Annotated in this window: 24 protein-coding genes; 19 read left to right on the forward strand and 5 right to left on the reverse strand. The window is 72.8% G+C overall.

What is annotated here, in order from left to right:
* Positions 1–80 precede the first annotated feature (80 nt).
* The 3 genes from F1615_RS33975 to F1615_RS33985 all read left to right on the forward strand — a co-directional run bounded on the left by F1615_RS33975 (position 81) and on the right by F1615_RS33985 (position 3,217).
* Entirely contained in the window at positions 81–1,025 is a 945-nt protein-coding gene (locus F1615_RS33975; RefSeq protein WP_149552896.1) for an ROK family protein, read from the forward strand.
* Entirely contained in the window at positions 1,025–2,170 is a 1,146-nt protein-coding gene (nagA, locus tag F1615_RS33980) for an N-acetylglucosamine-6-phosphate deacetylase (RefSeq protein WP_149552897.1), read from the forward strand. The genes F1615_RS33975 and nagA overlap by 1 nt, the downstream gene beginning before the upstream one ends.
* A gap of 117 nt (positions 2,171–2,287) precedes the next feature.
* Positions 2,288–3,217: a 1-phosphofructokinase family hexose kinase gene (locus tag F1615_RS33985; protein WP_149552898.1), complete on the forward strand. Its 930-nt coding sequence runs from the start codon at positions 2,288–2,290 to the stop codon at positions 3,215–3,217.
* Positions 3,218–3,223: 6 nt separating this feature from the next.
* Here F1615_RS33985 and F1615_RS33990 read toward each other — a convergent pair whose 3' ends face one another.
* Together F1615_RS33990 and cdgB are read right to left on the reverse strand one after the other, a co-directional pair.
* Entirely contained in the window at positions 3,224–4,159 is a 936-nt protein-coding gene (locus tag F1615_RS33990; protein WP_149552899.1) for a carbohydrate-binding protein, read from the reverse strand.
* A 110-nt stretch (positions 4,160–4,269) separates the two neighbouring features.
* Positions 4,270–5,958 (reverse strand): diguanylate cyclase CdgB, encoded by a 1,689-nt coding sequence (cdgB, locus tag F1615_RS33995; protein WP_149552900.1) that lies wholly within the window; start codon positions 5,956–5,958, stop codon positions 4,270–4,272.
* A gap of 406 nt (positions 5,959–6,364) precedes the next feature.
* On the opposite strand from cdgB, the gene F1615_RS34000 reads away from it, so the two are divergent.
* Positions 6,365–6,856 (forward strand): flavin reductase family protein, encoded by a 492-nt coding sequence (locus F1615_RS34000; RefSeq protein ID WP_425385677.1) that lies wholly within the window; start codon positions 6,365–6,367, stop codon positions 6,854–6,856.
* 74 nt (positions 6,857–6,930) lie between these two features.
* Positions 6,931–7,401 carry a GNAT family N-acetyltransferase gene (locus F1615_RS34005; RefSeq protein ID WP_149552902.1) on the forward strand — a complete coding sequence of 157 codons (471 nt, stop codon included), beginning with the start codon at positions 6,931–6,933 and terminating at the stop codon, positions 7,399–7,401.
* A 212-nt stretch (positions 7,402–7,613) separates the two neighbouring features.
* Here F1615_RS34005 and arfB read toward each other — a convergent pair whose 3' ends face one another.
* The gene (gene arfB / locus F1615_RS34010; protein ID WP_149552903.1) at positions 7,614–8,051 is read right to left on the reverse strand and encodes an alternative ribosome rescue aminoacyl-tRNA hydrolase ArfB; all 438 of its coding nucleotides are present in this window, start codon (positions 8,049–8,051) and stop codon (positions 7,614–7,616) included.
* Between the two features lie 196 nt (positions 8,052–8,247).
* Here arfB and F1615_RS34015 point away from each other — a divergent pair, with 196 nt between their 5' ends.
* Positions 8,248–8,823, forward strand: a complete 576-nt coding sequence (locus F1615_RS34015; protein WP_030829245.1) for a TerD family protein — start codon at positions 8,248–8,250, stop codon at positions 8,821–8,823.
* A 102-nt stretch (positions 8,824–8,925) separates the two neighbouring features.
* On the opposite strand, the gene F1615_RS34020 is transcribed toward F1615_RS34015, so the two are convergent.
* On the reverse strand, positions 8,926–10,344 hold the full coding sequence (locus tag F1615_RS34020; protein ID WP_149552904.1) for a M1 family metallopeptidase: 1,419 nt from the start codon (positions 10,342–10,344) through the stop codon (positions 8,926–8,928).
* A gap of 50 nt (positions 10,345–10,394) precedes the next feature.
* Here F1615_RS34020 and F1615_RS34025 point away from each other — a divergent pair, with 50 nt between their 5' ends.
* On the forward strand, positions 10,395–10,895 hold the full coding sequence (locus tag F1615_RS34025) for a hypothetical protein (RefSeq protein ID WP_149552905.1): 501 nt from the start codon (positions 10,395–10,397) through the stop codon (positions 10,893–10,895).
* Positions 10,896–10,945: 50 nt separating this feature from the next.
* Here the strand turns inward: F1615_RS34025 and F1615_RS34030 are convergent, their stop codons facing one another.
* Entirely contained in the window at positions 10,946–11,623 is a 678-nt protein-coding gene (locus F1615_RS34030; protein ID WP_149552906.1) for a pentapeptide repeat-containing protein, read from the reverse strand.
* A 144-nt stretch (positions 11,624–11,767) separates the two neighbouring features.
* On the opposite strand from F1615_RS34030, the gene F1615_RS34035 reads away from it, so the two are divergent.
* The 12 genes from F1615_RS34035 to F1615_RS34085 all read left to right on the forward strand — a co-directional run bounded on the left by F1615_RS34035 (position 11,768) and on the right by F1615_RS34085 (position 20,722).
* Positions 11,768–12,928, forward strand: a complete 1,161-nt coding sequence (locus F1615_RS34035) for an NAD(P)-binding protein (RefSeq protein WP_149552907.1) — start codon at positions 11,768–11,770, stop codon at positions 12,926–12,928.
* A gap of 85 nt (positions 12,929–13,013) precedes the next feature.
* A complete protein-coding gene (locus tag F1615_RS34040) occupies positions 13,014–13,988 on the forward strand; it encodes a zinc-binding dehydrogenase (RefSeq protein ID WP_149552908.1) in 975 nt (324 codons plus the stop codon).
* A gap of 46 nt (positions 13,989–14,034) precedes the next feature.
* The gene (locus F1615_RS34045) at positions 14,035–14,931 is read left to right on the forward strand and encodes an aminoglycoside phosphotransferase family protein (RefSeq protein ID WP_425385678.1); all 897 of its coding nucleotides are present in this window, start codon (positions 14,035–14,037) and stop codon (positions 14,929–14,931) included.
* A 407-nt stretch (positions 14,932–15,338) separates the two neighbouring features.
* Positions 15,339–15,887 carry a DUF6907 domain-containing protein gene (locus F1615_RS34050; protein ID WP_149552910.1) on the forward strand — a complete coding sequence of 183 codons (549 nt, stop codon included), beginning with the start codon at positions 15,339–15,341 and terminating at the stop codon, positions 15,885–15,887.
* On the forward strand, positions 15,887–16,036 hold the full coding sequence (locus F1615_RS35855; RefSeq protein WP_167533939.1) for a hypothetical protein: 150 nt from the start codon (positions 15,887–15,889) through the stop codon (positions 16,034–16,036). Before F1615_RS34050 ends, F1615_RS35855 begins: the two co-directional genes overlap by 1 nt.
* 2 nt (positions 16,037–16,038) lie before the next feature.
* Positions 16,039–16,416 (forward strand): DUF6907 domain-containing protein, encoded by a 378-nt coding sequence (locus tag F1615_RS34055; RefSeq protein ID WP_149552911.1) that lies wholly within the window; start codon positions 16,039–16,041, stop codon positions 16,414–16,416.
* Positions 16,413–16,634, forward strand: a complete 222-nt coding sequence (locus F1615_RS34060; RefSeq protein ID WP_149552912.1) for a hypothetical protein — start codon at positions 16,413–16,415, stop codon at positions 16,632–16,634. Before F1615_RS34055 ends, F1615_RS34060 begins: the two co-directional genes overlap by 4 nt.
* A 184-nt stretch (positions 16,635–16,818) precedes the next feature.
* Positions 16,819–17,766, forward strand: a complete 948-nt coding sequence (locus F1615_RS34070; protein WP_149552914.1) for a hypothetical protein — start codon at positions 16,819–16,821, stop codon at positions 17,764–17,766.
* Complete coding sequence (locus F1615_RS34075) at positions 17,763–18,065, forward strand: hypothetical protein (protein ID WP_149552915.1); 303 nt, start codon at positions 17,763–17,765, stop codon at positions 18,063–18,065. The genes F1615_RS34070 and F1615_RS34075 overlap by 4 nt, the downstream gene beginning before the upstream one ends.
* 15 nt (positions 18,066–18,080) lie before the next feature.
* On the forward strand, positions 18,081–18,242 hold the full coding sequence (locus F1615_RS35860) for a hypothetical protein (protein WP_167533940.1): 162 nt from the start codon (positions 18,081–18,083) through the stop codon (positions 18,240–18,242).
* 2 nt (positions 18,243–18,244) lie between these two features.
* Positions 18,245–18,430, forward strand: coding sequence for a DUF6257 family protein (locus F1615_RS34080; RefSeq protein ID WP_149552916.1), 186 nt, complete (start codon positions 18,245–18,247; stop codon positions 18,428–18,430).
* Between the two features lie 87 nt (positions 18,431–18,517).
* Entirely contained in the window at positions 18,518–20,722 is a 2,205-nt protein-coding gene (locus F1615_RS34085) for an FtsK/SpoIIIE domain-containing protein (RefSeq protein ID WP_149552917.1), read from the forward strand.
* Positions 20,723–20,761: the final 39 nt, after the last annotated feature.

A 20,761-nucleotide genomic window follows, 5' to 3' on the forward strand; every position in this document is an offset into this window, starting at 1 on the left:
ACTTTTCGATAGTCGGAATAAGGTCTACACCACGTGAGTGGACTAGACCTCTTGAGGGTACCCGGTCCACACTGTCCTCCGTGAGACATGTCATCGCCCTCGACGTGGGCGGCACCGGGATGAAGGCCGCCCTGGTCGGGGCGGACGGCGAGCTGCTGCACCAGGCCCGCCGGCCCACCGGCCGCGAGCGCGGCCCGGACGCGGTCGTCGCCGGCATCCTCGGCTTCGCGGCCGAACTGCGCGCCCACGGCATCCGCCGGCACGGCGAACCCGCGTCGGCCGCCGGGGTGGCCGTCCCCGGCATCGTCGACGAGGCGGAGGGCACCGCCGTCTACGCCGCCAACCTCGGCTGGCGCGACGTCCCGCTGCGCGCCCTGCTCACCGAGCGCCTCGGCGGCGTCCCCGTCGCCCTCGGCCACGACGTGCGCACCGGCGGGCTCGCCGAGGGCCGCATCGGGGCGGGCCGGGGCGCGGACCGTTTCCTGTTCGTGCCGCTGGGCACCGGTATCGCGGGCGCCATCGGCATCGACGGCCGGGTCGAGGCGGGCGCGCACGGCTTCGCCGGAGAGATCGGGCACATCGTCGTACGGCCCGGGGGCGCCCCCTGTCCGTGCGGGCAGCACGGCTGTCTCGAGCGGTACGCGTCCGCCGCGGCGGTGAGCGAGGCGTGGGCGGCCGCCTGCGGCGACCCCGGCGCGGACGCCGCGGACTGTGCGAAGGCCGTCGGGTCCGGGGACGTCCGGGCCCGTGAGGTGTGGCAGGAGGCGGTGGACGCGCTCGCCGACGGGCTGGTCACCGCGCTCACCCTGCTGGACCCCCGCACGCTGATCATCGGTGGCGGGCTCGCCGAGGCGGGGGAAACCTTGTTCACACCGCTGCGGGAGGCCGTCCGGCGGCGGGTCACCTTCCAGAAGCTGCCGTCCCTGGTCCCCGCCGCCCTCGGGGACACCGCCGGATGCCTGGGCGCGGGGCTCCTCGCCTGGGATCTGATCGACACCACTGACCCCGCGGAGGTAACCGCCTGATGGCCCACACCAAGGTTCTCACCGGTGCCCGGGTGGTACTGCCCACCGGGACCGTCGACGACGGCCGCCTGATCGTCGAGGGCACACGGATCGCGGACACCGGGCCCGGCGACGCCGCGACGGTCGACCTGTCCGGCCACTGGCTGGTCCCCGGCTTCGTCGACATGCACAACCACGGGGGCGGAGGGGCGTCCTTCGCCGGCGGCACCGCCGAGGACATCCTGCGGGGCGTGCGCACCCACCGCCTGCACGGCACCACCACCGTGGTCGCCTCCGCCGTCACCGGTGACCTGGACTTCCTCGCCCGGCACGCCGGGATGCTGGCCGAACTGGCACAGCAGGGCGACATCGCCGGCATCCACTTCGAGGGGCCGTTCATCTCCCCCTGCCGCAAGGGCGCGCACGACGGGCAGCTGCTGCGCGACCCCGACCCGGCCGAGGTCCGCAAGCTGCTCGACGCGGCGCACGGCCAGGCCCGGATGATGACGCTGGCCACGGAACTGCCGGGCGGCCTGGACTCCGTACGGCTGCTCGCCGAGCACGGGGTGATCGCGGCCGTGGGACACACGGACGCGACGTACGAGCAGACGCTCCAGGCGATCGACGCGGGCGCGACCGTCGCCACCCACCTGTTCAACGCGATGCCCCCGCTCGGCCACCGCGCCCCGGGGCCGATCACCGCGCTGCTCGAGGACGAGCGGGTCACCGTCGAGCTGATCAACGACGGTACGCATCTGCATCCGGCCGCGCTCCAGCTGGCCTTCCACCACGCCGGCCGGGAACGCGTCGCCTTCATCACCGACGCGATGGACGCGGCCGGCTTCGGGGACGGCCGCTACATGCTGGGCCCGATGGAGGTCGAGGTCGCGGACGGTGTGGCCCGGCTGGTGGAGGGCGGCTCGATCGCCGGCTCCACGCTCACCCTGGACCGTGCCTTCAAGCGGGCGGTGACGGTGGACGGACTGCCCGTCGAGGACGTCGTCGCGGCGATCTCCGCCAACCCGGCACGGCTGCTCGGCCTGGACGGGCGGATCGGCTCCCTGGAGCCCGGGAAGGACGCCGACCTGGTGGTTCTGGACGACGGGTTCGACCTGGTGGGCGTGATGCGCCGGGGAGAATGGGTGGTCGATCCCCAACTGGGCTGATCCGTCCCGCCGTCGGGGGACGGCGGCCGGTCCGAGGGGTGGGCCGACCGCCGTCCGTTTGGCATGATCGTGTCCCCGGGACACGGACATGCGCAGGCAAGAGGGGAGGCCGGCCCGGTGATCCTCACGGTCACACTGAACACCGCGCTCGACATCACCTACCACGTGCCGTCCCTGCGGCCGGGGAGCTCCCACCGGGTCTCCGAGGTGACGGAACGCCCCGGCGGCAAGGGCGTCAACGTGGCCCGGGTGCTCGCCGCCCTCGGCCACGAGGTGACGGTCACCGGCTTCTCGGGCGGTACGACGGGGCGCGTCCTGCGCGACCGGCTCACCGAGGTGCCCCATCTGACGGACGCTCTGGTCCCGGTCAGCGGCACCACCCGGCGCACCATAGCCGTGGTCGACGAGCGCTCAGGCGGCACCACCCAGCTCAACGAGCCCGGCCCGGCCATCAGCCACGCCGAGTGGTCCGCCTTCCAGGAGGTGTACGAGGACCTGCTGTCCTCCGCCTCGGCGGTGGCCCTGTGCGGCAGCCTGCCCCCGGGCGTCCCGGTGGGCGCGTACGCGGGCCTGATCCGCACGGCGCGCGCGGCCGGGGTCCCGGCCCTCCTCGACACCAGCGGGGCGGCGCTGCGCCGCGGGGTGGCGGGCCGCCCCGACATCCTCAAGCCGAACGCCGGGGAACTGGCCGAACTCACCGGCTCCCACGACCCCTTGCGCGCCACCCAGGACGCCCGCCGCCGGGGCGCGGGAACGGTGGTCGCCTCCCTGGGCCCGGACGGGCTCCTCGCGGCGACCCCGGACTCCCTCTGGCGTGCCACCCCTCCGGCCCGCCTCCGCGGCAACCCGACCGGCGCCGGCGACTCGGTCGTCGCCGGTCTCCTCTCGTCCCTGACCGCCCACGAGCCCTGGCCGGCCCGCCTGTCCCGGGCGCTCGCCCTGGCCTCGGCCACGGTCCTCTCCCCGGTGGCCGGCGAGTTCGACCGCGCGGTGTACGAGGAGCTGCTGCCGGAGGTCATGGTGACCGGGGAAGCGCACGCGGCGTAGGGCAGGTCAGTCCTTGACCTGGCCCTCCTTGAGCCACAGCTGGTCGAGCAGGACGTTGCACTTGTCGCCGTCGGCGCAGGAGACCGAGATCGTGTTGGTGCCCTTGTTGAGCGTGGGCCACGCGAAGGTCTTGGTCCAGCCCTTGGAGAAGTCGCCGTCCTTGGCGCGGGCGAAGTTGTCCATGTTCAGTTTGGTGCCGAACGGCTTGCCGTTGACGGTGAGCGTCATCGACTGGGGGTCGTCGGTCGTGCTGTACCGCACGAAGACGGTGTAGGCGCCGTCCTCGGGGACGCCGTTGACGGTCCAGGTGACCGTGGCACCGGGCTTGTTGAGGCCCGCCACGTAGATACCGCCGTCGGACTGCGCACCCTCGACGTCGGACGCGAGGCCCGCTCCACCGTCCAGGCGGAGCGCCTTCGCGTCGATGGTCGGCAGGTCGGCCTTCTCCTCCGGCTCACCCTCGCTCGCCGACGGGCTCGGTTCGGTGCTGCCCTGGGTCTGGGTCGGGGACGCGTCCGCCTGGTTGCCGCCCTTTTCGTCGTCGTCGCCGCCGATCATGGCCACGCTGATGCCGATCACGACCGCGGCGACCACCGCGATCGCGCCGATGAGGAGGCCCTTGGTGTTCGGGCCGCGGCCCCGGCCGCCACCGCCGCCGTGCGACGGCTGCGGGGAGTGGGCGGCCGGTGCTCCGCCCGGCAGCGTCTCCGGGGCGGCGTAGTGGGCGCTCGGCTGGCCGTAGGAGCCCTGCTGCGGTGCCTGCGGAGCGGGGGCCTGCTGGCCGTACTGCCGGGTCCCGACCGGCCGCACCCGGTTGACCGAGTTCGGGTAGCCGTAGCCTCCGGACGGCGGCTGGGCGCCGTTGGCCTGCCCGTCGGCGTAGAGGTAGCCGAACGGGTCGTCGTCCTCGGGCGTGCTCGCGCCGTTGTTGCCGGGCGTCATCCCTTGGTGCTCCTAGCTGCGGATCGGGTGCGGTGTGGAGAAGGCGAGCCTACCCGCTCGCCGTGGCCCGAATGGGTGGCTCCGACCGCGTCAACTCACTGACCTGCGCATCATCCCGCACGCCGGTGCTGTTTGGGACGAGATCGTTTCTCGACGTACATCCGTTCGTCAGCGGACTTCAGCACTTCGTCCGCGGTCATCCCGCAATGCGCCCACCCGATGCCGAAGCTGGCCCCGACCCGCACGGCCCGCCCCTCGGCCCGGATGGGCTGGATGATCTCGTTGCGCAGCCGTACGGCGAGGTCCTGGGCGTCGGCCCGGCCGAGCCCGTCGGCGAGGATCACGAACTCGTCGCCGCCGAGCCGGGCGACGGTGTCGCCGTCCCGTACGCCGTTGCTCAGGCGGCGGGCGACCTCGATGAGCACCGCGTCACCCGCGTTGTGCCCGAACCGGTCGTTGATCGACTTGAAGCCGTCGAGGTCGCAGAAGAGCACCGCGAGACCCTTGGTGCCGTCGTCGAACTCCGCGGCCGGGGCGATGGTGTGCACGTGGTGGTCGAAACCCTCGTACCCCTCGGCGCCCGGCGGGAAGTCGAAGTCGTGCCCCCGGTCGAATACGGGCGGGCCGTAGGCGGCGTCGTGGGAGTCGAAGGACTCGAAGGGGTCCATGGAGTCGACGTCGGCGGGCAGCGCGCTCTGCGGCTGCTGCCGGCACAGCCGGGACGACAGCCGCGCCCGCAGCTCGGCGGAGTTCGGCAGCCCGGTGAGCGAGTCGTGGGAGGCGCGGTGGGCGAGCTGGAGCTCGCGCCGCTTGCGCTCCTCGATGTCCTCGACGTGGGTGAGCAGGAAGCGGGGGCCGTCCGCGGCGTCGGCGACGACGGAGTTGCGCAGGGAGACCCAGACGTACGTCCCGTCGCGGCGGCCCAGGCGCAGCTCGGCCCGGCCGCCCTCGGCGGAGGTGCGCAGCAGGGTGCCGATGTCCTCGGGGTGGACCAGGTCGGAGAAGGAGTAGCGGCGCATCGCGGAGGCGGGGCGGCCGAGCAGGCGGCACAGGGCGTCGTTGGTGCGCAGGATGCGGCCGTGCTGGTCGCCGCCCATCTCGGCGATGGCCATGCCGGAGGGGGCGTACTCGAAGGCCTGCCGGAAGCTCTCCTCACTGGCCCGCAGTGCCTGCTGGTCGCGCTCCAGGCGGACCAGGGCGCGCTGCATGTTGGCGCGCAGCCGGGCGTTGCTGATCGCGATGGCGGCCTGGAAGGCGTACATCTGCAGGGCCTCGCGGCCCCAGGCGCCGGGCCGCCGGCCGTTGCGCGGACGGTCCACGGACAGCACGCCGACCAGTTCGCCGGAGGTGCCGCCGCCCTGCGGGCCGGGGGCGTACATCGGGGCGAAGAGCCGGTCGGAGGGATGCCACTCGTCCTCGAAGCGGGGCGCGGGCCCGTCGGTGTACCACTGCGGGACGTCGTCGTCGTCGAGGACCCAGCCCTCGGTGTGCGGTATGAAGACCAGGTCGCCCCAGCGTTCGCCCATGCCGAGGCGGCGGTCCCAGGACTCGCGGGAGCCGGCCCGGCCGGTGATGAGGGCCTCGGCGGCGGAGTTGCCGGCCAGGGCGGCGACGACGAGATCGCCGTCGGGGCGTACGAGATTGACGCACGCCAGCTCGTACCCGAGGGCGCCCACGACGCCGTCGGCGACCGTCTGCAACGTGTCCGCCAGGCTGCGTGCCGTGTTCATGTCGGCCATGGCCTGGTGCAGTTGCCGCAGCGACGCAAGACGGACGTAGGGTTCCGACTCGGTCTCCATCCTCGCCCTCCCCCCGAGACCTCGGAGCGAATCAAGGGTTCTCTTCGGCGTATCGTCCTACCAGCTTCCCCGCCACTGAATCACAGCGCGCTGCCCACTCGGTACACAGGGTCAACAATTACTGCCCCTTGTGACTCAAGTCACAGCTAAACGTGAACAATTGCGTGGTCTCTCCGTGGTTTCCCCGGCTTTCGCCGAACACGGTTTTTACGCCTGTTGCGCAGGACCTGCGTCCGGATCGGGCGTTGGTCCTAGGTCCCGGTTCGGGCCGGGGCCCGATGCGGTGCCCGTGGAGCGGAGATTAGCGTTCCGGCGTGTGAACACTCCTGCCGCCCCGGCCACGATCACCGTTCCACCCCACGCCCGGCATGCTGAGGGGGTGAGCAACGACGAGTTCCGCGCAGCCATGTCCCGTCTGGCCTCCGGCGTGGTCCTGGTGACCGCGCAGGAGCCGCCGCTGGACCCGGACGACCCCGGAGCGCCGGCCGGGGAGGACGTCGGCATGACCGCGACCGGGTTCCTCTCGGTCTCCCTGGACCCCCCGCTGGTGCTGGTCAGCCTGCGCGACGGCTCCCGCATGGACGACCTCCTCGACGAACAGCCGACGTGGGCGGTGTCCGTGCTCTCCGAGAGCCAGCGCCACATCGCGGGCCGCTTCGCGATGAAGGGCAGGGTCAGCGACCGCCTGCTGTTCGCGGACATCCCGTACCTGCGCGGCGAGTACAGCGGGGCCCCGCTGGTGGGCGGCGCGCTGGCGACGCTGGAGTGCCGCACCGAGCAGCGGGTGCCGGCCGGGGACCACACCCTGGTGATCGGCCGCGTCATGACCGCCCGCGTACCGAGCGCGGAGGGCGGTCCGCTGACGTATTTCCGGGGCCGTTACCGGCAGTTGGGCTGAACGCCGGACGGAATTCCCGCTCCGGTCGCGAAATCCCTTTCACGTCACGGGATTTCCCCGCCTAGGGTGCCCACGTGACGACGACCACGGCTCCGCGCCTCGAAGAGATCACCGCCGGGAACCTCAAGGCCGCCCTCGGCATACGGGTGCGCCCCGACCAGGAATTCGCCGTCGAGCCGGTGGCCGACTCCCTCGCCGAGGCCTACGTCCACCCCGGCACCGCCTGGCCCCGGCTGATCATGGACGGCGACCGCGCGGTCGGCTTCCTGATGGCTTTCCTCGACATCGACTGGCACGACGACGGCAGCGCCATCCGCTCCGGACTGTGGCGGCTGAACATCGCGGCGGAGGAGCAGGGCAAGGGCTACGGCCGCTTCGCGGTGCGGTCGGTGGCCGAGGAACTGCGCCGCCGCGGCACCAAGGAGCTCTACGTCACCTGGCACCCCGGCGACAACGGCCCCGAGAACTTCTACCTGGGCCTCGGCTTCCGCAAGAACGGCGAACTCGCCGAGGGCGAGACGGTGGGCGTACTGAACCTGAACTAGACACGAGGGCACCGCACCCCCAAAGGGGCGCGGGGAACTGCGCGACCAGCCACGACGCACCCGCAGGCACACACGGAACCCCCAGGACCACCCGGACGGGGGCCACCAGGGGCGCGGGGAACTGCGCGACCAGCCACGACGCACCCGCAGGCGCACACGGGTCCCCAGGGCCGGGGCCCGGGGCGGGGCGCGCCCGGGGAGGGGCACCGGGGTCAGCCCCAGTCCCGCGCGGAGCGCCCCCGCTTCGTCTCGGAGCGCTGCTTCTTCTCCCGCAGCCGCCGCTCGTTGATGCCCCGCGGGATGCGCGTCGGCCTCCGCGGCTTCGGCGGGGGCGCGGTCGCCTCCGCGAGCAGCGCCGCCAGCCGCACCGCGGCGGTTTCGCGATTGCGCCACTGCGAGCGGTGCTCCGAAGCGCGAACAGCGATCACCCCGTCGGTCAGCCGTCCGGCCAGCCGTTCGAGCGCCCGCTGCTTCCACACCTCGGGCAGCGCCTCGGTGCGGGCGAGATCGAAGCGCAGTTCGACCTGGGAGTCGCTGGTGTTCACATGCTGTCCACCCGGCCCGGACGACCGCGAGAAACGCCACATGAGCTCCGTCTCGGGCAGGGAGACGGAACCGCGGATGAGATAGGGACCGGACATGCCGTACAGGTTCCCGCGTCCGACAGGGTCACGTCATCCCAATAACCGGTCCCCGTAACCGGAGGCCCTGACCGGTTCCCGGAGGATCCCGCGAAACCCGGGTAAAGAAAGTAAAGCGAGCCGGAACCTCGCGTACCCCTCTCCGCGTTCAAGGTGGTAGCTGTAGCTTCTAGCCGTACGTAAACGAGGGAAGGGACTCCCAACAATGGCTGTAAGCCTGTCCAAGGGTGGCAACGTCTCGCTCACCAAGGAGGCTCCGGGCCTGACCGCCGTCACCGTGGGCCTCGGCTGGGACGTCCGCACCACCACCGGCACGGACTTCGACCTCGACGCCTCGGCGATCGCGGTCAACACGCAGGGCAAGGTCTACTCGGACGCCCACTTCGTGTTCTTCAACAACAAGCAGACCCCGGACAACACCATCGTCCACACGGGTGACAACCGCACGGGTGAGGGCGCCGGCGACGACGAGGCGATCAACGTCAACCTGGCCGCGCTCCCGGCCGACATCGACAAGATCGTCTTCCCGGTCTCGATCTACGACGCCGAGAACCGTTCGCAGAACTTCGGCCAGGTGCGCAACGCCTACATCCGCATCGTCAACCAGGCCGGCGGCGCCGAGATCGCCCGCTACGACCTGTCGGAGGACGCGGCCACCGAGACGGCCATGGTCTTCGGCGAGCTGTACCGCAACGGCGCGGAGTGGAAGTTCCGCGCGGTCGGCCAGGGCTACGCCTCGGGCCTCGTGGGCATCGCCCAGGACTTCGGCGTGAACGTCTGACGGACACCGTCTCCGTGACGGAGCCCCCGGCCCGGCCTCCCGCCCGGCCGGGGGCTCCGGCGCGCACCGGGGCCTGACGGGGGCGGCACGCCGCAGGAGGCCTCAGGGCCTGCCCGGCCGCCCCTCCCCGTAGAGCCAGTCCGCCCAGATCGCGCCGAAGTCCTTGCCCGGCGCCGACTTCTCCACGTACGCCGTGAACTGGCCGGTGTCCGCCGTACCGTGCCGGTGCTCCGCCGCCCAGCCGCGCAGGAGGGCGGCGAAGGCGTCGTCGCCCACCGTCCGCCGGATCTTGTGCAGGACCATCGCGCCGCGCCAGTAGACGGGGGTCGCGGAGATGTGCGCCGCGTCCGGCGGCTCGGCCGGCGGGAAGGACCAGAGCGCCGCGTTGGTCTCCGCGTCCGGGAAGTACCCGCCGGCGTACAGCGAGTCGAAGGTCCGCTGCGCGGTGTCGCCGCCGTGGTCCTCCTGCCACAGCCACTGCGCGTACGTCGCGAAGCCCTCGTTGAGCCACATGTCCCGCCAGGTGCGCGGGGTCACGGAGTTGCCGTACCACTGGTGGGCGATCTCGTGCACCAGCAGCCCGGTGTCGGGGGCGCCGGGGAAGACGGGCCGGTTCTGCGTCTCCAGGGCGTAACCGGCGTCCTCCGGACGTTCGACGACCGCGCCGACGGACGAGAAGGGGTACGGACCGAAGGTCCGCTCCGCCCACGCCACGACCTCGGGAATCCGCGCCAGGACCGCGCGGCTCGCCGCCGCCTGTGAGGGGTCGACGGCCGTGTACACCGGCAACCCGTCCGCGGTCCTGGTGCGGTCGACCTCGTACCTGCCGATGGCGAGGGTGGCGAGGTAGCTCGCCATCGGCTCGCCGACACGCCACCGGTAGGTGGTGCGGCTCCCCTTCGTCTCCTCACCGGCCGGCTCCCCGTTGGACACCGCCCGCAGCCCCTCGGGCACCGTCACCGCGATGCTGTACGTCGCCTTGTCGGAGGGGTGGTGGTTGCCCGGGAACCACGCCATGGAGCCCGTCGGCTGCCCCAGGGCCAGCGCCCCGTCGGCGGTGCGCAGCCAGCCCTCCTCGGAGCCGTCCGGGTCGGTGACGGTCTCCGGGGCGCCGGAGTAGCGGACGACGACACGGAAGCGCGCGTCCCGTTCGAGTGCGCCGCGCGGCCGGACGGTCAGCTCCTGGCCGTCGCGGCTCCACCGCGCGGTCGCGCCGTCCACGGTGACGGACCCGACGTCGAGACCCTTGAGGTCCAGGTTCAGCGCGGAGAGGTCCCGCGTCGCGCGGGCGGTGATCGTCGCGGTGCCGGTGAGGTGGTGGGCGCGCGGGTCGTGGGCGAGGTCGAGGGCGTAGTGGGTGACGTCGTAGCCGCCGTTGCCGGCCTTCGGGAAGTACGGATCACCCGCACCGGCCCCGCCGGACCCGCCGGGGCCGGTCCCGGAACCGCTTCCGCACGCGGCCAGCGAGACCGTGAGCGCGGCGGCGGCGACGGTGCGGGAACGGAGGAGGTAGGAGCGCACTTCCGGATCCTACGAGGGCGGGTGCGCCGTGCCGTGACACCATCACCCACGTGCTCGACATCGGCTACGCCCTCTCCCACCGCTTCCCCGACCCCCCGCAGACCGACTACCGCCGCGCGGACGTCCACGCCCTGCGCCACGACCTGTTCTGCGGTGACGTCTATCTCGCCGACACCGCGTCGGACCGCGAGGTGTCCACAGCCTGGGGATGGGTGCCGGTGCTCGACTTCGCGTGGGCGCTGTGCGACATCGTGGAGCGCGTCGACCGGGACCCGGCCGGCTCGCGCGCCTCGCGGCCCCAGCACGCGGAACTGGACTTCACCGAGTCCACCGACCGCCTGCTGTTCGAACGCCGCTTCGGCTGGGTGGACATCGAGGCGGAGTGGCTGCCCGCCTCCGAACCCCCGCTGACCTTCTCCCACACCGAACTACGCCGCGAGGCCCGTGACTTCCTCCACGACCTCGTCGCCGACCTGACCGACCTCCACGACGACCTCGCCGACAACCCCGCCATCTGGACCCTCCTGGCCCGCTACCCGAGACTCCCCTGACCACTGCCGATCACCGGACGGGAACACGCATCGGGCCCGCCCGCCCCCGCTCACCCCTCCACCCTGATCCCCAGCTCCCCCGCCAGCACCGGTGCCAGGTCCAGGAGCTGGGTCGTGCTGATCAGCGCCCCCGACAGCCGGTCCACCCCCCTCGCGATCTCCAGCGCGGCCGCGCCCCGCAGGTCGACGTCCTTCAGCGTGGCCCCCGAAAGGTCCGCGCCCTTCAGCGCGCAGTCCACGAACTCCACGCGCTCCAGACGTGCCCCGCCGAAGTCCGGCTCCACCAGCACACAGCCCTCGAAGACCACGTCCTTGAGCCGGGCCCCGCGCAGGTTCAAAAAGTCGATCTTGCCGCCGCGGATCAGCACCCGCTCCAGCGCCGCCCCGTGCAACTGCGTCCCCCCGAGCCGCGCGCCGGTCAGCTCGACGTCGCGCAGGGTCGCCTCGGCGAGGTCGGTGCCCACGCCCCGGACACCGGCCAGGGACGAGTCCAGCACCCGCGCCCGGGACAGCCGCGTCCCGTCCAGCGCGCACCCCGTCAGCGCGCAGTCCATGAAGCGCGCCCCGCCGCCGTCCTGCCCCGAGAGGTCCGCCTCCCGGAACTCCAGCCCGTCGTAGTCCCCGTCGGGCTCCAGCCCGCCCCCCTCGTACCGCTCCAGCGCGGGCAGCCGCAGCTCCGGCCGCCGCGCCCCCTTCACTCCCGGACCACCCGCCGCTCCGCTCGCCATGACCCCATGCTGCACCCCACCACTGACAATCCACCTGACCTGGGGAAACCCCGCGCATGTCACATCCGGCGCCCTCGCTCCGTCTTCTGCGCGACAGCCGGAAGACGACGTTCGACCACCGGACGACCAAGGGAGACCCCAGCCATGCACCGCATCACCGTCATCGGCGGCGGCTTCGCCGGACTCACCGCGGCCATCACCGCGGCAGAGGCGGGCGCCAAGGTCACCGTCCACGAGGCCCACCACACCCTGGGCGGCCGCGCCCGCACCGCCGACGGCCCCTACCGGACCAACGACGGACCGCACGCCCTCTACAACGGCGGCCCGCACTGGACCTGGCTGCGCCGGCGCGGCCTCATCGGACCGCTCGCCCCGCTCCCGCCCCTGGAGGCGGCCCGGCTGCGGTTCCGCCACCGGGGCGCCCTGCGCCGCACCCCGCCCTTCGCGATGCTGAGACTGCTGCGCCGCGGCGGCACGCGCGCCCCCGTCGGCACCGACTTCCTCACCTGGGCCACCGGGATCGCCGGCGAGGAGGGCGCGCGGGCCGCCGCCCACTACGCGGCGGTCGCGCTGTTCCACCACGACCCGGGCGCCCTGTCCGCCGCGTTCGTCCAGGAACGCCTGCGCCGCGCCACCAAGCTCCCCCCGGAGGCGCACTACCCGCGCGGCGGCTGGGGCGGGCTCATCGACCGGATGGCCGCCCACGCGTGGAACCTGGGCGTGCGGATGGAGACGCTGTCCCGCGTCGACACGGTGCCCACCGACACCCCGGTGGTCGTCGCCACCTCCCTGGACTCCGCCCGCCGTCTCCTCGGCGACCCCTCCCTGACCTGGCCGAGCGGCCGCACCGTCCTGGTCGACCTCGCCGTACGCACCCGGCGCGGTGACGCGTTCGCCGTGTCCGACCTGGACGCGCCGGGCTGGCTGGAGCGGTTCACCGCCCAGGACCGCACCCTCGCCCCGGCCGGCGAGCAGCTGATCCAGGGCCAGATCCCCATCGCGCCGGGCGAGTCCAAGGCGGACGGCACCGCCCGCGCGGAGGAACTGCTGGACCTGGCCTTCGAGGGCTGGCGGGAGCGGCTCACCTGGCGGCGGCAGGCGGTGGCGAACGGCCGCACCGGCGCCGTCGACCTGCCCGGCACCAGCTGGCGCGACCGGCCCGCCGTCGACCGGGGCGACGGCGTCTACCTCGCCGGTGACCAGGTCGCCGTGCCCGGCGTGCTCTCGGAGGTGTCCTTCAACAGCGCCCTGACGGCCGTCTCGCTCGCGCTGGGCCGGAACACGCTTGACCTCAAGCACGCTTGAGGTCGCACCGTGGGAGCCGTGGCGGCGCACACCGACGCCACACACCGCCGCCACACACCGGCGACCGACCCCGGGGGGATCCCACATGCACGCCATCCGTCTGCACGCCTTCGGCCCGGCCGAGAACCTCACCTACGAGGAGGTCGAGGACCCGCGGCCGGGCCCGGGCCAGGTCCGTATCGCCGTCCGGGCCGCCGGAGTCCACCTCCTGGACGCGGCCCTGCGCACGGGCATGCGCGGGCCGGGCCCCGCACCGGCCGCCCTGCCGACCATCCCCGGACGCGAGGTCGCCGGGGTGGTCGACGCGCTCGGCGAGGGCACCCCCGGGGACCTGCTCGGCCGCCGCGTGGTCGCCCACCTCGGCTTCGTGCCCGGAGGCTACGCCGAACTGGCCGTCACCGACGCCGACCGCCTGCACGAGATCCCCGGCCGGCTGGACTTCGCCCAGGCCGTCGCCATGATCGGCACGGGCCGCACGGCCATGGGGATCGTGCAGTTCGCCGAACCGGGCCCCGGCGACGTGGTCGTCGTCCCGGCCGCGGCCGGCGGCATCGGCACGCTCCTCGTGCAGTACGCCGGGAACGCCGGCGCCACCGTCATCGGTCTGGCCGGCGGCCCCGCCAAGACGGCCCGCGTGGAGGCAGGCGGCGCCGACCTCGCCGTCGACTACACGGACCCGCGGTGGACCGAACGGCTCGACGGCCACCGGGGCAAGGTCACCGTCGTGTACGACGGTGTGGGCGGCGACGTCGCCCGCGCGGTGGTCGGTCTCCTCGCGCCCGGCGGCCGGCACGTCGTGTTCGGCTGGTCGGCCGAGGGCCTCGACAGCGACAGCCCGTACATCGTCGAGGGCGTCTCGGTCAACGTCCTCGGCCCCGAGATGATGCGCAGGGCCGGCGGCCCCAACCCCGTCCGCACCCTCGAACTGCGCGCCCTCGCCGAGGCCGCCGAGGGCCGGCTCACCCCCGCCGTGCAGCGCTTCCCGCTCGCCGAGGCCGCCGCCGCCCACCGGGCCCTGGAGAACAGGGGCACCACGGGCAAGGTCGTCCTGGAGCCCTGACGGCGCCCGCCGAAACCGCACGACCCGGCCGCCGTACGCCACTACCCTGCGGGAAGTGATCGACATTCCCGCGGAACTCGCCGCCGCACAGGAGAAGTTCAACAAGGAGGCCGGCCGGGCCTTCATCGCCGCCCTGCCGGACCTCACCGCCGCCTTCCTGGACCGCTGGGACCTGCGCCTCGCCGGGGCACCCATGCACGGTGTCAGCGCCCTGGTCCTCCCCGTCGACCGGGCGGACGGCACACCGGCGGTGCTGAAGCTCCAGATCCGCGACCACGAGAGCGAGGGCGAGCCGGTCGCCCTGCGCCTGTGGAACGGCGACGGAGCGGTCCGCCTGCTCGACCACGACGAACCCACCGGCACCATGCTCCTGGAACGCCTCGACGCCTCCCGGATGCTCGCCCACCAGCCGGACGTCCACGAGGGCGTCCTGGTGATCGCACGCCTCCTCGCCCACCTCCACGCCACCACGGCGCCCGAGGGCATGCGCCGCCTGGGCGACATGACCGCCGCCATGCTGGAGCGGACCCCCGGGGCGCTGGACCGCGTCCCGGACCCGGCGGCCCGCCGCCTCGTCGCCGACTGTGCCGCCGCCGTACGCGAAGTGGCCGGCGAACCCGGCGACCGTCTCCTCCACTGGGACCTGCACGACGAGAACGTCCTCGCCGCCGACCGCGCCCCCTGGCTCGCCATCGACCCCAAACCACTGGCCGGCGACCCCGGCTTCGACCTCTGGCCCGCCCTGGCCAACAACTTCGACCCCGACGACATCGTCTGGCGCTTCGACGCCATGACCGACGTCCTCGGCCTGGACCGCGCGCGGGCGCGCGCGTGGACGTACGGGCGGGTGCTGCAGAACTGCCTGTGGGAGACCGAGGACGGCCGCCCCCTGGACGAGAACGACCTGGAGATCGCCCGCCGCCTGCGCGCCCGCACGGCGTGAGGCGTCGTACGGCGTGAGGCGTCGCACGGCATGAGACATCCCGGGCCGAAGACGTCCCGGCCCGGGATGAGGTGGAGCCCCCTGTCGGATTCGAACCGACGACCTACGCATTACAAGGTCTCTCGTGACGTCTTCCTGATCAGCGGTTCGCGCCGGGAAGCCGCTTGAGCTGCGCGTTTGCAGTCTCGGACTGTCTCGTGATCTCCCGGACTGTCTCGGCACCATGTGTACGGCATGTGTACGGGAAGCCTCCCGGACTACATTCTCAGAATCTCGCGTGAGGTATTCATTCTGAATACTCGACGTGCTACGGTGACGTCATCGCTTCCAAACGGAAGCGGCCCCAACCCGGTGTTCCCGCACCGTGAAGGGGCCTGACGGATCACCTGACAACCCAGGAGACCGCTATGGCTCAGTCTGCCATCAGCCAGCACGTCGCCGCCCTCATGGGCTCCATCCCGCAGCAGCCGGCGGCCCCCGCGGTCGAGGAGCCGCGCACGTGGTCGTTCATCAACCGCTACACGGGCGAGCGCATGCACGTCACGTGCATGCAGGGCTGCACCCTCGACCACACCCGCGAGTCCGGCCGGCACCTGTTCCCGGAGGACGTGTGGTGCTGGACGACGCCGGAGCCGCTGACGCTGCCGGTGAACACGAACGGCCGGCCGGAGGAGTTCGCCGTCCTGTCGACGGTCATCAAGGTCGAGCCGTGGTCGAGCAAGGTCGCCGAGCGTCTGCCGTATGCGGTGGTCGAGCTGGTCGACGACCACTTCGTTGAGGGCCTGGACCCGGACGGCCTGGAGACGGTCATCAACTCGCTGCAGGAGCGGCTGGAGCAGATGCGGGCGACGCACCGCCGTCTGGTCGAGGTCCGCGAGGAGTACATGCGGCGGGGCCGCACGGTCCGTTCGCAGGCTGACGAGGCCCTGCGCCGTGTCCGTGGGGAGGCCGTCTGATGCCGCGCCGCAACCAGAACGTCGACCGGTCCCGCTACCTGGTCGTCGAGTCGGTCGACCTGTCGCGGGTCGAGGACACGCTGGCCCCCCGCCCGCTGCCCCGCAAGCAGGCTTCCCGCCGCCGCGCGATGCGCGTCCGGGGGTGGTGAGCGTGACCGCCCGCACTGTGACCGTGTGGACCGGTGACCACGGTGACGTGACGATCCCGGAGCCGTTCTGGTGCCTGGGGGACCACGAGCCGGAGGGGTACCGGGAGGACGTCGAGCACCGCGGCGAGGACGTCGTGTTGACCGTGCCGACGCCGTGCCACGGCGAGACGAAGCTTTCGACGCTGACCCTGGTGCAGCGCCCGTTCTCCCCCACGGACCGGGACGTGAAGGTGACGGTCGAGTTGGACGGGGACTGGCACGACTTGTCTGCCGGTCAGCTTGCCCAGCTCACGGACTCGCTCGTCGTCCTGGCCGTGGGCCCGCTGCACCGCTTCATCGAGCGGCTGCAGCTACTCGAAGCCGGGGGTGGTCAGCGATGAGCCGCGCCCTGTTCTTCGCCCTGGTGCTGCCGCTGCTGGTCGCGGAGTGCGTCGCCCAGTTCGTGCTGCACGACGGCCGGCTGGTCACCCTGTTCGCTCTCCTGGCCTTCGCCGTCATCGCCGTCCGCTGGGCGACGCTCCCCCGGGAGGCCGTCGAGGAGTGCCACCCCGACTGTCCGAAGTGCGCCGAGTCGCTGTCCGGCGGGGACGTCGAATGACCGCCCGCTGGCCGATCCGCCGGCCGACCGAGCATGCCGCCCTTCGCGCGGTGTGCCGGTCGGCCCGGCCGACCCCGTCTGTTCCTGCCCTGATGGCCGCGCTCCTCGACGCGAGTGAGCGCCGGGACCGTGAGGGCGTCTGTTTGGCCGCGCACCGTGTCGTGCGGGCCGCCGAGGAGACCTCATGAGCAACGTAAGGAAGGCAGCGCCGTGGGTGCTGCCGGGCACTCTGACGGCCGTGGCCGTCGTGTGGGCGGTCGCCGCGATCGGCGACACGCTCACCGCGCAGGCTCACCCCGCGTTCGCCTACTCCGTCGCCGTCCTCTATGACGCCGTCTGGCTGTACGCCCTAGCGCAGGAGACCGCGCACCGCCGGCAGGGGTCCAGCGCCCGACTGCCGAAGGCGATCGGCTGGACGTTCCTGCCGCTGACCGTCGCCGTGCTGGCCGTTCACGGCCTGCTGGCCGGTGACGTCCTGGCCGCCGTGGTCGGCGCCCTGATTCCGGTGCTGGCGAAGGTGACGCTGGTGATGGCCATCGACCGGGACGCCACCCGCATCAGTGCCCGGGCGCAGGCCGCCATCGACCGCACCCGTGCCGCGACCCGTGACCGTATCGCCGTCTCTCGTGCGGTGGCCGCCGCCCGGGCCGACGAGACGAAGGCCGCCGCCGGGATCCTGAAGGCGACGCGGGAGGCGGAGGCGGACGCCGTCACGGTCACGCACGACGCGTTCGAGAAGTACGCGGAGGTGATCGACCGGCACCCCTTGCCGGAGCCGGTCGGGGAACTGCCCGGCCTGGTCTCTGACAGGGACCTCGAGGCCCTGCTGTCGGGGGGCGTGCCGGAAGGGGTTCCCGCACTTGGCACGGGGGGTGAGACGCCCTCAGGGGACCGTTCCGGCACGGACGACGGCACGCCCCCGCAGGAGTCCGCGAAGGAGGCCAACAACCGGGCCGTCGCACTCCTGGCCGCGCAGCTGTACGCGACCGACCCCCCGCCGTCGAAGCGGAAGTTCCGTGCCGCGATGCGGGCCGAGATGAACGCCCGCGGGCTCACCGGGTCGTGGGACACCATCGACGCCCTGTACGACCGGGAGAAGGCTCTCCCCGGGCCGGGCGGGGGCCAGCCGTGAGCGACCTGGAGAAGGCCGCGCGGGACGCGGTCGAGGCTGCGGACAACACGGAGCTCACCCGGCAGATCGCGGCGATCCTGGCCGCGCAGCAGCTCCTGAACGCCCAGCAGCCTCAGGCGCCGGCGCCTGTGCGGCAGGAGTTCGACGCGAAGAAGTGGGTCGTCATCGGCGGGGTCGTCGTGTCGGCCGGCCTGGTCGCCTCCCTGTTCGCCATCGCCATCGCCATCGGCGCCGTGTGCGCCACCACATGTCTGCTCGTCCTGCGCTCCGTGTGGGGCCAGGCCCAGAAGAACCGCTGACCAGAAGGAGAAGCCATGTTCGGCAGCAGCCACCACATCAACGTGAAGCCCGCCCGGGGCGGCCGTAAGTACGTCTACGAGTGCTCGTGCGGTGCCCGCGGCTGGGAGACGGACAGCTCTAGCCGCGCCGCCCAGATGGGCCGCGAGCACCAGGCCAGCGCCAAGAGGGGGAAGTGACCATGCCTGACGGTCTCGACATGAGCGACTTCACCGCCGGCGAGAAGGTCCGCCTGGCCGGGCTGATCGCCCGCATGGCGAAGCGGGGCCTGGCCGACGACGGCACCGGGAACGTCGACCTCTCCGACCTGAAGCGCCGGTTCGAGCGCATCGAGAACCAGGCCCGCAAGCGCAAGAACGGCAAGTAGCTACGCCCCGGGGCGGCCGCCATGCTGCCAGGCTCGCCGGCCGCCCCGGGCTCCCAGCCACCCATACGAGCAACCGGAGATCCCATCATGACCGACCTTCTGCCGCGGCCCGTAGTCAACGGGCACGACAAGCCGCAGGTCTCCCTGTTGAAGTTCGCCCCCGAGCAGCCTGCCGCGCCGACCGTCGAGGAGCCGGCCGAGGTCGAGGCCGTCGACCGCCCCGACAACCCCCTTGCCGACTGGCTGACCGTGCCGGATGCGCCGATCCTCCCGGCATGGGCGCGGTCGGCTGCGTCCCTGCGCGCGAACACGGCCGCCCTGGGCAGGCTGTGCGCCTGGCACGCCCGGTATCACCTGCTGCGCACCCCCAAGTACGCGTGGCGTACCGCCTGGCTGGCCACCAAGGGCCTGTGGCGCGCGCTGCGGGGCCTGTGGCCGACGCTGACCGCGCACGACCAGTCCGCCGCCGTGAAGGCCCTGCGCGCCCAGGTGAAGGCCAAGCCGGAGGACGTCGAGACGGCCGCCCGGTACGCGCTCGCCCACCGGGACCGCACTCTCGCCCGCCGCTGGCGGTGGGGTGCCGCCGCTACCGCCGTCGCCGCCACGGCGGTCGGCTGGTATCTCGCGCCGCCGCTGCTGCAGGCCGGCATGGTCGCCGCCGCCGCCCTGCCCCTGGCCTACCTCGGCCGCGGGGACGACGTGCAGCTCCTCGACAACCCGACCCCGCCCCTGCGCGTCGACATGTCCGCCCAGCAGCTCAACGACGCCCTCCGGGCCGCGGGCCTGCTGAAGGCTGGGAAGGGTGACGACGAAGGGCCGCGCGTCACCTGCGTGATGGGGCCGGTGCGGGACGGGAACGGCTGGGCGGTCATCTTCGACCTGCCCAAGGGCGGCGGGAAGACCGCCGCTGACGTCCTCGCCAAGCGCACGGCGATCGCCGCCGAGCTCGGGGTCGACGAAATCCAGGTGATCGCCGCCCGGGTGCGCGCGGCCGCCGGCGGCAACGCGGGCCGCGTCTCGATGTGGGTTGCCGACGACGACCCGTACCTCGGTGCCCCGGTGCCGTCGCCGCTGGTCAAGGCCGACCGGTTCTCTGTGTGGGACCCGATCCCGTTCGGCGGAGATGCCCGCGGGACGCGCATCACCGTGCCGGTCATGTGGCAGTCCCTGTTCTTCGGCGGCCTGCCCCGCCGGGGGAAGACGTTCACGCAGCGGCTCATGACCGCCGCCGGGCTCCTCGACCCCTACGTGCGGCACTACGTCGCCGACGGCAAGGGCGGCGCCGACTGGATGCCCATGAAGGCCGTTGCCCACCGGCTCGTCATGGGCGCCGAGGACGACGCGGTGGAGGCCCTGAAGGCGATGCTGAAGGAGCTGCTGGCGGAGATGGAGAGCCGTTTCGTGCTGCTGCGCGGCCTCCCGGTGTCGGTGTGCCCCGAGGGGAAGCTGACCCCGGGCATCGTCGAGCGGTACAACCTGCCGGTCATCTTCGTGACCATCGACGAGCTGCAGGAGTACTTCACCGCGATGGAGAAGGACGACCGGGAGCAGGTCATCAACGACCTGTGCCGCATCGCCCGCCGCGGGCCGGCCGCAGGGTTCATCTGCAACTTCGCCTCCCAGCGCCCCGACGCCGACTCGGTTCCGACGAAGCTGCGGGAGATCATCACCCTGCGCTATTCGACGCAGGTCGTCGACCAGACGTCCTCCGACATGATCCTGGGCAAGGGGAAGGCCGCCCAGGGCGCCGACGCGTCCGTCCTCTCCGAGGAGCACAAGGGCACCGGCGTCCTCGTCACCGGGCCCGCATCGTTCGTGACCGTGCGGGCCGACTTCCTCGACGGCCCCGCGTTCGCCGAGCTCTGCCAGCGTGGCCGCGCCCTCAGGGTCAAGCACAACCAGTTGACCGGGGACGCCGTCGGCGACGTCACCGCGGCCGCCGACCAGGCCGGCGTCACCATCGCGCCCGTCCTCTCCGACTGCCTCGACGTCATGCGGCACACCGACCGGATGCACACCGTCGACCTCCTCGACCGGCTCGTCAACGTCGACGAAGACCGCTACGGCGACTGGGACGCCGAGCAGCTCGCCGCCGAACTGGAGGCCGCCGGCGTCGACCGCACCACCAAGCAGGTGAAGGTGAGCGGAGTGAACCGGGCCGGCTACCGGCGAGCGGACCTCGAGGCCGCCGTGCCCGCCGAACTCCTGCTCTACGCACGGCGGGTAGACCCCACCCCCGCTACGGACCCCGCTACGAACACCCCTCCCGGGCCCGCCGCCGAGGGCGCCTGATGTAGAGGGGGCCCGCTACCCCGGTAGCGGGCCCGGTAG

Source organism: Streptomyces marokkonensis, assembly GCF_008312835.1.
GTDB classification, from domain to species: Bacteria; Actinomycetota; Actinomycetes; order Streptomycetales; family Streptomycetaceae; genus Streptomyces; species Streptomyces marokkonensis_A.